This window comes from Puia dinghuensis, from assembly GCF_014642875.1.
GTDB lineage: Bacteria > Bacteroidota > Bacteroidia > Chitinophagales > Chitinophagaceae > Puia > Puia dinghuensis.
The window spans coordinates 1,457,814-1,470,375 of sequence record NZ_BMJC01000001.1; the positions used below are offsets into that span (position 1 = coordinate 1,457,814).

The following is a 12,562-nucleotide window of genomic DNA, read 5'->3' on the forward strand; positions in this document are numbered from 1 at the left end:
CTATAAGACGAAGAACCCGATGTGAAGGACTACGCGCCGCAGATTTTTTAATGCTTTTACCAATTGGTTCTTCACCGTACTGTCGGAAAGGTTGAGGGCCTGGGCTATTTCCGGGATACGCATATACTGTTCCCGGCTCATCCGGTAGACTTTCCGGCAGGCAAGGGGCAGCCGCTCGACGGCTTCATTTAGTTGCAGTTCCATCTCCCGGTAAAAAAGCGATTGTTCCGGGGAAGGCGCTTCCCCGGCAGCCAATGGCCGCATCTCCGCCAGCAGCTTGCCGTTCCTGGCTTGCGCCCGCAGGTAATTCACCGATTCGTTGCTGACGATGCGAATGATATAAGCTTTGGGATTTTCCGCTGCTGCCAGTTTCTCCCGGTTGAGTAATATCTTCAAAAACACCTCCTGTAAGACTTCATCCGCGGCGTGGGGTGACCTCGTCAACCGGAGGACAAAAGGCTTCATTTCCGTCACCAACCGGAAGAGCGTTTTGTCGTCAATCATAAGGCGCAAGGTAAAAACAAAAAATAGCCGCCCCCTGCCGCCTGCCCACTGTTAATACAAAGATAACGGCCGGATACCTGCATGCTTTATCCTGTCCACAATATATTCCCCTATGGCCTTGCCTTCCACCTGCCCGTTAATGACGGCATCATGATAATGGATACCGCCGTACATCCGGGAAATGGTCGCCTCCTCCGCAGCATCGCGAAAAGAATGAAAGCTGCGGGGCTTGACATCGAAAAGCTGCTCCGCATCATCGGTGTAATCGAGCCGCGGCCCGAACAGATAAGTGAGCACTTCCGCCGCGGCGGTGGAGACGACGCTATGGCCGCTCGTATATTCCGGGAAAGGCGGGGTCTGAAGAAAAGGATGCCACCTGGGGTCGATATACCGGTTGATATACGTCTCGGGCCGGAGGCGATTGCTGCGATATTTCTCATCCCAGCAGCTGATAAACGCATCCATCATCGTCACCGCCACAAGCGTCTGCACTTCTACCGTCTGATCAAAATCCAACCCCGCCACGCCGGCAGCATTGCCAGCAATATCCATCCAATGACCACCCGGGCTTATCTTCTTCAACCCGATATTCATATGCCCCGAGGTAGTGATGGCAAATGGATTGTCATCCCAAAACCAGGCAACCGTCTGTTCCGCTGTGGCCTTGGCCCCGGTATCCTTACCGATGCGGTACACCTCCTGCACAAGATGATAGAAAGTGCTGGTCGTATCCCTGCTGAATCCCACCAACGCCGGCGGGACGAACTGGCTGGCACTGTCGATCAGCATCGGCCGGATGGTCCGCCAATGGGGCTCCACCGCTTCGATATAAGCAGGCGGCGTAGGGAACCACGAAGAATCCGCCTTCAATGGGGAGTAACGCAATTTCGCACTCAACCGGCTGTAGCCATCGCCCTTCGACCACGCGACAACTTTCTCCGTTGCCTTACGCCCCGCCGCTATCGACCGGTCGATGAGCCGCTGCGGCCATTTTTCTTTTTTTAGCAATTGCAGGAATTTCTGCTCTTCCGCTTCCAGCAGATAACCCGACGGCAACATCACCCGCCCCGTTTCCAGGATGGAGAAAGCCGCGGCAATTCGGTAATCATATCCCGTGTCGGCCACATCCGCACCACTCACCGGGTAATTCCGGATAAAGGCGTCCGGAGCAACAAGCGCTTTATCGTGCCGGGAAACAATAGCATAAGCGCCAAGCATGACATAAGCATAATACCGGGAAGCCGCGGGCGGGTCCACGACATCATGTACCATCACCATCGACAGCGAAAACACCGCCGGGCGAAGATAATCCGCCAACACCCGGTCACGCCCCTTCTGCGCAAAACAAAAACGCGCGGTCGTCAGAAAAACCAAAAGCCACCCAATTCGAATCGTTGATCTCATTGTTAGTTATTGCTCCTTTCGTTTGGGCCCTTACGCTTTGCGATAATGTAGCTTCAGGGCCCAAACCGTTTAATTATTGGCCTTCGGCCAGAGAGCGTCCCGCTCTCTATAAAATTGTAATGCCCCTTCGGCGACTCCGATCACGAGATACCGCGCCGCGCCCAGGCCTATTTCCGTAGCCGACTTTACATCCCCTTTTACAGATAACCCTGAAGCAGGCTGTATGACATACTGGAAATTGCCCTTGCCATCACCTTTTAACAGACAACCATAGTTGGCATCGATGCTGCCCAGCTTGAGGCGGTTGTCCGAATGATTGCCCAGCAACAACAGGTCGGTCTTCCCATCCCGGTCAAAGTCGCCCGCCACGATCCGCGTCACAGGCGCAAACTGCGCTTGCAACGGCAACTCCATAGCTATAAAGTGATCGCCCTTGTTGAGCCAGCACATCGTACGGTTCTCCGTCACCGTCAGCTTCGAGGCCTTGTCCAGGTCCTCCTTGCTAAAGATGTCCTTCATGGTCGCATTGGAATAGTCCTTGTACGACGTAAATTTCTTACGCATGGAGAACATTTGTTCATTCAGCTCGTCCCGGCTGACAAAAGGATAGCTTACACCCTGGATATAAAAATTAAAGAAGGGGTCTATCGATCCATTCTGGTCAAAATCGGCATAATACAACTCGGCCGGCTCCTTTGGCGACACCTTTATACAACTGTTAAGCCCCAGGTTGCCGGCAATAAGATCAGGCCTGCCGTCCCCATCGACATCGGCCAGGTTCAGCGTATTCCAGAACCCCGGCTGCGGCTTGCCAAAATAGTCGGATGTGCGGTCGACAAACCCGGCCGGCGTATTGATAAAAACCATCACTGGCATAAACTCCCCGCAAAGGATGAGGTCTTTGCGCCCATCACCATTAAGATCTATCCATTGCGCATCGCTAACCATCCCAATATGATCGAATGGCGTCGCCGTCACCGTAAAATGTCCCTTCCCGTCATTGGTAAGCAGGTAGCTGGTGGGTGTTACGGGGTATTGACCGGGAATGACGCGGCCGCCTACAAAAAGATCGATGTCCCCGTCCCCATCGTAGTCACAGGGCCGGACACAGGACTTGCTCGAAGCGCTGAGATCGGGTAGAACACCATCCGCAAGATAAAGGTTCCCCTTGCCGTCGTTAAGATATAGCTGATCTTGCAAAGCAGCGGTATGCGGCTCCCAAAGCGAATAACCGCCTTTGGCGATATATAGATCGGGCCATCCATCTCCATTCGCATCAAAAAAAGCCGCTGCGGCCACTGTAGAACTATCCTCATGTACGATATCAGGCCCCGAAGGCTCGAAGGCCCCACCCGCCTGTTGCAGATAGATCCTCCCCGGCCGGTTCTTGTCCCCGCTGATAAACAGGTCTTCCCGCCCGTCCTTGTTGACATCTCCCTTGACGATAACAGGCCCCGTTCGGGAGTACATAAAGAGCATCAGCAACTGCCTTTTGAAATCATTGTCTCCAAATCCTTCCTGTTTATAATCGATCAGCGCCGGCACGGGCGTAAACACCGCCGCCGGAGTCCCGCCGGTCACAACAGCCGGAGCCGCTGCCATCTGAGCTGCAGCGCCCGCCGAAGCCGCCCCCGCCAAAGTCGCCCCCACCGGAGCCGCCCCCTCTTCTTTTATCACCAGCTTCCGGTTCAACCCCACACCCGCCAATCGCTGCCGCGCCCCATCCGGCCAGACAACGACCACCGAGTCCGCGGTTGTTGCCGCCCCAAAGCCAAAATGCGCCTCCGCCGGTACACAACCCAAATATCCCCGCGCGGGATTCACCTCGGCATATTGCATCATTCCGCCTGCATACGCATATACCTTGGCGCCGATAGCGGCGGTATTGCCCCCCGTTCCGGTAAGCTTCACACCCAGCCAGCTGCCATGTCCCTGTTCACTGCTCATATTCTTATACACAAAGGCCTCGCTGTTGATATTATTGACGACAAGATCGAGGTCGCCGTCATTGTCCAGATCGGCATAGACGGCGCCGGAAGAGACCGCCGCCTGGTTGATCCCCCACTCCGTCTGCATATTGGTAAAGGTCAGGTTGCCGTTGTTGCGGAAAATATATTTCTTCAAAGTAGAAGAGGGCATCGCCTGCACCAGGTCCATCAGCTTCACCGGCTCCCGGTCCATGGCCTTACGGATCTTGTAATCCCCCCAATACCGTAAAAAGTCCTTATTGGTATAATCCCGCAGATACCCGTTGGTAATAAACAGGTCTTTATAACCATCGTTATCGAAATCGGCGATCAGCGGACACCAGCTCCAATCCGTAGCCGCAATCCCCGCCAGTTGCCCGATCTCGCTGAAGGTCCCATCCCCATTGTTCAGCTGCAGCATGTTTCGCATATACTGCTCCTGCAATCCCTGGCTGGTCATCAGTTGAAAGGATTCATAATTCTCCTGCAACTGTAATAATTTTTGGCGCCGGTTGTCTTCCGGCAGCATATCGAGATTGAGTACATCCGGCAGCCCGTCATTGTTGATATCGGCAATATCGACACCCATGGAGAATTGCGGGAGATGCCGGAAAGAGCGCGCGGTGGCATCGGTGAAGGTGCCGTCATGGTTGTTCAGATAAAGATAATCCGGCTCATTGTAATCATTGGTCACATACACATCCGGCCAGCCGTCTTTATTGATATCGGCGATCGCAATGCCAAGTCCATACGTAAGCGGACTTTGCCGTAACCCTGCCTTTTGCGAAACGTCGACGAAATGTCCGCCCCTGTTCTCATACAATTTATCACCCGCCAACGGGTCCAGCTCATCCCGGTGCTGGGATAATTCCAAATTATCTATCTTCTTTACACTGTGTCGCAAAAGGAACATATCGAGGTCGCCGTCATGGTCATAGTCGAAGAAGGCTGCCTGCGTGCAATAACCCGAATCGTTGAGGCCATAAGCCGCGGCCTCTTCCTTAAAATGCAGGTTCCCCTGGTTGATGAACAGTTGATTGCCCCGCTGCTCTGCCTTCTTCCCCGAATAACAGATATAGATGTCGAGCAGCCCGTCGCCATTCACATCCGCCATCGTAACCCCCGTCTTCCAGCTGTTGGGCCGGCCTTCCAGCCCAGCCTCCCGGGTAATATCCTTGAACTTCATTCCCCCAAGGTTGAGAAATAGTTTACAAGGTTTACTGTTTGCCGTAAAGAACAGATCTGGCAGCCCATCATTATTAATGTCCCCGACAGCTACCCCACCCCCATTGTAAAAGTACTCGTAGGACAATACATTCAGTTCCTCGGTCTCTGCGATATCATTACTGAAATGGATACCCGTTTCTTTTGCGGGCAACAGCTGAAAGAGGGGAGACTGCGCGGCCGCCTGTAAAGACAGGAACAGCAACAAAGGGATCATTGATTTACACATGGCTAAAAGACGACAAGACTACTCACCGTAGTCTTGTCGTTCAAATTTAGATCATAATTAAATATACAGCGCGATATTATTTATCCCACCACACCCGGCTGGAATACTGGTCGCCGCCGGTAAGCCGGTTGACGGCCGCCTGATAGTTCGACCCATTGGTAGCCGCCTCTCCGCTCGGATACTCCTGTCTCCTGGGAATGGTGCCAGTGGTAAAATTCCCCGCATAATTGACGGGCGTCAGCACGGGAAAACCACTCCTGCGCCAGTTGGTCCAGGCTTCGTTGAAGTCGAAGAGGGTACCGGTGGTCAGCCAATACTGGGCATTGATCTGCGCCAGTTCGATGGTCAGCGACGTAGTGACCAGCGGGTGAGCAGCCACATAAGCGGTGATCGTAGCCGCAGGGATTGTCCCATAAGAAGAACTGAGTGTGGCATAGCTCTGCAACGCCGCCGTCAGGCCATTGGCATAATGTACGGAAGCCGATGCCCCCACATTCCAGCCGCGGGCTGCCGCCTCTGCGAGCAGCAGTTCGGTCTCGGCATAGTTTATCGCAAAGGCCGGCGTGTTCAGCGCGATATACTCCCCGATAGCAGGGCGCGAATATTTGCCGACTTTATAAAAGTCCGATCCACTGCCCGAGCCACCGGGATAGCTGGGAGCGTTCGAGATGTCTGTTGCACCGCCATTCTGGTCATAGCCATTGGGCATGCCCACCTGGTTGGCAGCAGTGTTGTCCCCTGCAAGGCTCTCGTTGGCCGCATTCTTAGCCCCGGCCTGCGGCACCTCGGCGATCACACTCAACCGGGGGTCGCTGGTCAGCTTCAGCGCGGTGATCACATTCGCCCCCCATTTGATCTCGGAGAAATCCTCGGCCACCTGGTAGGCGCTGGTGTTATTGTTGTTGTAACCATCGTTATGATCGAACTTGACCCAGGCATCATCCGCCGTGCCGGCGAAGGTGCCGCCGGCATACGCCTTCTCGGCATATTTCTGTGCGGTAGCGGCATCCGCCTTAGTGAGGCGCATCGCCATCCGCAGCATCAGCGAATAGCCGAACTTCTTCCATTGGGCGATATTGCCCTTATAAGGAAAAAGATCGTTCGTGGGAATCGCCTTGTTGGCGTCCAGGGTCGGGATCACCGAATCCAGCTTAGCCAGCAGAGAAGTATATATCGCCTGCTGGGCATCATATACAGGTAAGTTAACCCCGCTCTTCGCCTGCAGCGCCTGGGAGAACGGACAATCGCCATAGGCATCCGTGACATTCTGGATGTCCAGCAGCTCCATGATCAGGGAGATCCCGCTCAGGTTGCTGAGCGAAGAATTGCCTTTCACCAGGGTCTGGCATTCATAAGCATAACCGGCGGAATTGTAACAATGGTTCCAAAGGCTGGCGTCATAGCTCGTCAGGTTGCCTGATGCCACATATTTGTCACCATTGCTGTAATAGCTGGGGTAAGAGGCCGAAGCCAATATCTGTGCCCACATGCTCTGCAGCAGCAGGGCGCCGCTATACCCCGTTGTCCCATTGAAATACTCGATCTGCTGGGAAGAGAGCAGCAGGTTTGGGTCGAATTGTGACGCGTTGGCCTTCGTGGGGTCAGTATTGATCGAATCGAATTTCTTTGTACAACTGCCCATCGTCACCAGGGCTGCCGCACCTATATATAGAAAGATCTTTTTATGCTTCATACGACTATTTTTTGAATTTGAAGTTAACATTGATGCCGAAGGTCCGGGTGGAAGGCAGGCTCGTGCCCTCGATGCCGGCATATTTCACACTGCTGGCGAAGTTGGACTCCGGATCGATGTTTGGTGATTTCTTCGAGATATAGAGCAGGTTGCGGCCCACCAGGCTGACGTTGATGGCTTCGAACACCCGGATATTAGCCAGCTGCTTACCGGAGAACGTATACCCAAGGGTCACCTGGCGCAGCTTGATATAGTCGCCGCTCAGCACGTTGTTGCGCGAGATGGTAGCGATGCGCTGGTAGTAGTCCTGCGCTGTCGCCGATACGGCGTTCTGGGCGCCTGTAGCCGTTACCCCCGTAGTGATACCGGTCTCGCGGCCCGCCAGCGTCAGCTTGTTCAACCCGCGGTAGAGGGTATAATAGTTGGTCGCCGAAAGGATCTTGTTCCCATAGTTGTAATCGATGAGGAAGCCGAAATTGATATTCTTGAAGGTAAAGTCGTTCCGCATGCCGCCATAGTCCGTCGGAAGTACACTGCCGAAAGGTGTCAGGGTGGAAGCACGCACCGGAAGCCCGCTGCCGTCTACGATGATATTGCCCTTGGTGTCATAAGTATAATCGTAAGCGATTATCTGGGGACCCGCCATGCCCTTGATAAAGGCCGTGTTGGCGTTCAGCGGACGGTAAGTACCCAGGGTAAGCCGCTTGCCGGCATCATCCGTCTGAAGGATCTTGTTCGTGACATGGGTATAGTTGAAAGAGATATTCCAGGTGAAGTCACGCAGCTTCACCGGCGTACCGGTGATCTGCACTTCGACCCCGTTGTTTTGGGTAGAACCCGTTCCGACATACGTGCTGGTGTACCCGGTTGCCGGGCTCAACGACGCCTGCTGGATCTCGTTCTTGGTCTTCCGCGTGAAGTAATCGGCATCGATGCCCAGGCGGTTGTTGTAGAACTTCAGCTCGGTGCCAACCTCGATCTCCGTCAGCGTAAACGGTTTCAGGAACAGGTTGGGCAGATTGGGCTGGTCGTTCTCTACATTACCCACACCATTTAGCGTACCGACGGGGGTTCCATTAAAGGCATTGCCTACACCATAATATACGTTGGTCTGGTAGGCCCCGCTATTGGTATTGTTGGGCCCGCCGATGGGCTCGCCGCTGGTCTGGGCGTAGGCCGCGCGGATCTTACCGAAGTTGAGGCTGGTATTCTCCAGGAAATGCGAGAAGATAAACCCCCCGGACACCGAAGGAGTGAAAATGCCCCGGTTATTGCTCGGCAGGGTGCTGAAGGCGTCATAGCGGCCCGTGGTGCTCAGCAGCAGGTAATCCTTATAGTTAAGGTCGATGGAATAGAACCCGGAGTGGATCTCCTTATTGTACACGTAGTAGCTTCTTCCAAAGCTGAGCACGTTGCTCGGCGTATACAGGAAGGGAATGATAAACTGGCTGCCGTTGATCTGCACATATTCATAATTGTTGGTCCGAATGTTACCGCCGACAGTAGCATCCAGGTGCAGATCGTCGGTGAGCTTGTGGGAAACCCCGGCCAATATGTCCCAGTTTGTCTCCTGGGTGGTCAGGGTCGTCAACCCATTGAACTGGCCCGACTCGCCGGCACTGTTAAAGGAATAGTTGGTCCCGGTCGGTGTCACATTGAAGATACGGTCATCTTCCTTATCGACGCCCCCCCGGCCCATGAGATACAACCAGTCCGTGAAATTGTATTTCGCCGATATGGCCCCGATGAGGCGCTTGCGACCGGTGGTATTGATCCAGTTGTTGACAACGAACCAGGGATTGGTCACATAGTTGTCATCACTGAACACGATCTCGTAACCCCTGGAATCCTGACCCGGCTGGAAGATACGCTCGTCGACATTCGGCGCCAGGAATTGGAAATTGTTGGGATTGCCCGGACCATCGCTCAATTGTGGCCTGTTGTGGTCCTGCTCATCGATGTAGTTCCCAAAGAGGGTGACATTGAGCCGGTCGGTGATCTTCTGTGTAGCGTTCAGGTTGATGGTCGTTCTGTCGATGCCGCTGTTACGGACGATGGAAGTGTTGTTCAGCCTGGAAGCAGAAAGGCGGAAGCTTCCCCGGTCGTTGCCCGACCCTACTGACACGGTGTTGGTCAGGGTAGGACCTGTCTGGTAGAAATTCTTGATATTGTCCTTAAACGGCGAATAAGCATAGTTCTGACCATTGTATTGAATGGTGGACGAGCCATCCAACTTGGAGCCCCAGGCAAAACGATTGCTGGAAAGGGCGCCTGCTGCCGTCGAAGGCTTGACGCCTTCAATTCCCTGACCGTACTGGTACTGGAAGTCCGTGTAGTTAGCCGCCTTGTCCCACTGGGCATTCCCGTTGTATTCGACCAACGCCTGGCCTTTCTTGGCGCTCTTGGTTGTGATGATGATGACGCCGTTGCTGGCGCGGGCGCCATACAGGGCGGATGCCGCCTGACCTTTCAGCACGGTCATCGTCTCGATATCATCCGGGTTGATATTGCTGATCCCGTCCCCGTTGTCAGAACCACCCCATTCACCGGACGACCCGCGCTGGGTATTGTCCATCGGGACGCCGTTGATAATAAATAATGGAGATCCGCCGGAGTTCATGCTCGGCATCCCGCGCAGGAGGATACGCGCGCTGCTGCCGGGCCCGCCATTAGCGCCGTGAACCGTCAGACCGGCCACCTGGCCGCCAAGGGATAAGGCGACGTTGGTCTCCCGGGCCTTGCTCAACTGTTCACCACCAACTGTCGTCACCGCATAACCCAGCTTGCGCTCTTCTTTGGAGATACCCAACGCCGTTACGACGATCTCATTGATCGCCGCCGCACCTACCTTTAATTGGATAGAAAGCGAGGTCTGACCGGCGACGCTGATCTCCGTCCGCTCATACCCGATGCTGGTGATCACCAGCACCGCATGGTCATCCACACCATTCAGCGAAAATTCTCCATTGTCATTGGTGGCGACGACCTTGCTGGTACCCTTCACCGCCACGGTTGCGGCGGGCACCGGCTCGCCCTTGTCGTTGGTGATCCGGCCATGCACATCGATGGGCGGCGGCGCAGGCGCCGGCTCTGCAACAGCCTTCTTGTGCTCGATGATGATCGTCTTATCCACGATCTCATACGTAAGCGGCTGATCCTTCAAACATTCATCCATCACCGCCTGCACGGAAGCATCCCGGACATGGATATTTACCTTCTTCGCATCCTTGATCAGGCTGTAATCGCAAAAGACAAGGTAACCGGACTGTTTGTAAATAGCATTAAAAACTTTTTCCAGGGATACGTTCTTCCCCGAAAAAGTGATGGTTTGTGAAGATACACCGGCACTCACCTGCAAGCAGGTGCAAAGCACCAGGAGAGCAATTAATTTTGTAGCTCTCACAGCTTTTAGTGATAGTTTCTGCCGGCGAGGAGTTGGGCTAAGAATGGCAGTAAAAAGCATTTTTAGAAGATTTGGTTAGAAAATGAAGCATTCCATCGGGTTTATATATATGTAATAAGGCCTTAGAGGTCGACGACAACTTTCTTTCCGTCGATAGAGAACTGCACCCCGCTTTTCTCGAGGATATTGAAGATGGAGGTCAGGGGCAGATTCCGTTGTATCCCGCCAAAGAATAGTTTGTCCCTGCTGCCGTTGCCCCGGAAGCTCACCTCCACATCATACCACCGCGACAGTTGCCGCATGATGGTCTGTATATCTGCTTTATTAAAATCGAAATAGCCGTTCTTCCAGGCTACAGCGGCATCGACATCCGCGTCGGCGATCACCTGAAGGGCTGACCCACGGTCGTGGGACAATTGCGCCTGTTCACCGGGCTTCAGCACAGTCCCATCGATCTTCACCGCGCCTTCGAGCAGCGTTGTCTTCACAAGCGCCTCATCGGCATACGCCATAATATTGAACTGCGTGCCCAGCACCTTCACCTTCTGCAGTTCTTCTCCTTTGCCGGGCTCCCGGGTAAAGACCGCTACCGTAAAAGGCCGGCGCGCATCCCCACTCACTTCGAAATAAGCTTCGCCGCTGAGTTGCACTTCCCGCACCTCACCCGTGAATGCCGTGGGAAACCGCAGGGAAGAACCCGCATTCAGCCATACCTTGCTGCCATCCTGTAATACTATCTGATATTGTCCGCCCCTTGGAGTTGAAATAATGTTGTACAGTGGGCCCGCATCGGCGGCGCCATGCGCTGGCTGATAAGCCAGCCGGCCGCTGGAAAGTTTGATAACCTTTGTACTCCCCTGCTGGGAAAGCGTTCCGTCGCTGGCGCTATCCAGCACGATGGAAGAACCATCCGCCAAAGTCAGCACCGCTTTATTGCCACCCGGTTGAACATCATTCTTGATCCGCCTGGCCATCGGTAAAGCCCGGGAAGGCGCCGTCGGGGAAACAGACAGCAGCCGGAAAACGATAGCCGCTCCACCCAACAGGAACAAAAAACAAAAGGAAGCAACAGCCCAACGCCGCCGCATCCTTCTTCGCCGCCCCATCACCGACGCACCCGCACTCACCACTTCCAGCTCCCGCTCCGGGGACACCGCCTCTCCTTCGTCAGCAGCATCCAGCTCCCGGCTCTGACTGATCATCAGCTGAAAAAGGAGATCCCAGTTCGGCGCATCGGTCGGCACCCCTGCCTTGGCTTCATCCCATTGCCGTTGCAGACTCTGCAGCAGTTCGCTTCCATCTCCCTGCCGCATCAGCCGGAACAGCTCTTCCATCTCGGCTCGCGTACAGGCATTATTGCGAAACAGCTCCATCAAATGATTGAGTCGTGCCGGGTTCTTTTCCTGATTTCCCATGTGTTATGCAATCGCGTTAAAGGTTATTCACTACAAGACGTTCTTTTTGAGGTGAACAACTAGTCGGTGTTAACTTTTATTTATCAATTTTGGAAGAAGCTGTGCGCGCACAGTTAGAAGCCGCCAAAGAGGAAGGAAAAACAAAGGACGGCAATGTCCAGGTGGCGGATCAGGTAAGCTCGTATAAAACGTTGCGATTCAACGATATGATTACTAACGGTGTGTTTGGAGAGTTGCAATTGCCGGGCAATGGCGTTATGCGAAAAACCCTTCTCCCGGCTCATCTGGTAAACAAGCCGGCGCTGTGGGGATAACAGCCCGATCGCTTCGCGTAATTTGTTTTCATACTCCCGGGTGATCACCTGCTCGTCGGCATTCAACCCACCGGCCACCTGCATTTCATGCCAGACAAGATCCCGGAGTTTAGGATCACGCGCCGCACTGCGCAAAAAATCGATCGACTTATTATAGGCCACCCGAAAAAGAAAGGCGTCAAAATTCTCTATCTGGTTGACGATCTCTTTTCCCAGCCAGATCTTCAGGAAAACATCCATCACAATCTCTTCCGAGACTTCTTTCGATTTGATGATCCCATTTATATAAAGGAAAAGCCGGTCCTTGTAAAGATCGAACAGCGCCTTGAACGCATTTTCGTCGCGTTGGGCAATTTGTTGAAGAAGCAAGTGCTCGTTATAGTTCTTTTCGGCAGACATTAAAAGCAGC

General features: G+C 53.9%; 7 protein-coding genes. All 7 read right to left on the reverse strand.

The features are described from left to right. Entirely contained in the window at window positions 1-504 is a 504-nt protein-coding gene (locus IEY39_RS05710; protein WP_188929366.1) for a sigma-70 family RNA polymerase sigma factor, read from the reverse strand. Window positions 505-555: 51 nt separating this feature from the next. Beyond that, a complete protein-coding gene (locus IEY39_RS05715) occupies window positions 556-1,908 on the reverse strand; it encodes a vanadium-dependent haloperoxidase (protein WP_188929368.1) in 1,353 nt (450 codons plus the stop codon). A gap of 69 nt (window positions 1,909-1,977) precedes the next feature. Then, window positions 1,978-5,316, reverse strand: a complete 3,339-nt coding sequence (locus IEY39_RS05720; protein WP_229688783.1) for a VCBS repeat-containing protein — start codon at window positions 5,314-5,316, stop codon at window positions 1,978-1,980. 88 nt (window positions 5,317-5,404) lie between these two features. Beyond that, entirely contained in the window at window positions 5,405-7,021 is a 1,617-nt protein-coding gene (locus IEY39_RS05725; protein ID WP_188929372.1) for a SusD/RagB family nutrient-binding outer membrane lipoprotein, read from the reverse strand. A 4-nt stretch (window positions 7,022-7,025) separates the two neighbouring features. Beyond that, entirely contained in the window at window positions 7,026-10,424 is a 3,399-nt protein-coding gene (locus IEY39_RS05730; RefSeq protein ID WP_229688784.1) for a SusC/RagA family TonB-linked outer membrane protein, read from the reverse strand. 122 nt (window positions 10,425-10,546) lie between these two features. Next, a complete protein-coding gene (locus tag IEY39_RS05735; RefSeq protein WP_188929374.1) occupies window positions 10,547-11,839 on the reverse strand; it encodes a FecR family protein in 1,293 nt (430 codons plus the stop codon). Between the two features lie 113 nt (window positions 11,840-11,952). Next, a complete protein-coding gene (locus IEY39_RS05740; RefSeq protein WP_188929376.1) occupies window positions 11,953-12,552 on the reverse strand; it encodes an RNA polymerase sigma-70 factor in 600 nt (199 codons plus the stop codon). Window positions 12,553-12,562 lie beyond the last annotated feature (10 nt).

Bases quoted from the DNA above. Each gene is read 5' to 3' on its own strand.
- IEY39_RS05710 (WP_188929366.1), bottom strand. From the start codon at position 504: ATGATTGACGACAAAACGCTCTTCCGGTTGGTGACGGAAATGAAGCCT.
- IEY39_RS05715 (WP_188929368.1), bottom strand. From the start codon at position 1,908: ATGAGATCAACGATTCGAATTGGGTGGCTTTTGGTTTTTCTGACGACC.
- IEY39_RS05720 (WP_229688783.1), bottom strand. From the start codon at position 5,316: ATGATCCCTTTGTTGCTGTTCCTGTCTTTACAGGCGGCCGCGCAGTCT.
- IEY39_RS05725 (WP_188929372.1), bottom strand. From the start codon at position 7,021: ATGAAGCATAAAAAGATCTTTCTATATATAGGTGCGGCAGCCCTGGTG.
- IEY39_RS05735 (WP_188929374.1), bottom strand. From the start codon at position 11,839: ATGGGAAATCAGGAAAAGAACCCGGCACGACTCAATCATTTGATGGAG.
- IEY39_RS05740 (WP_188929376.1), bottom strand. From the start codon at position 12,552: ATGTCTGCCGAAAAGAACTATAACGAGCACTTGCTTCTTCAACAAATT.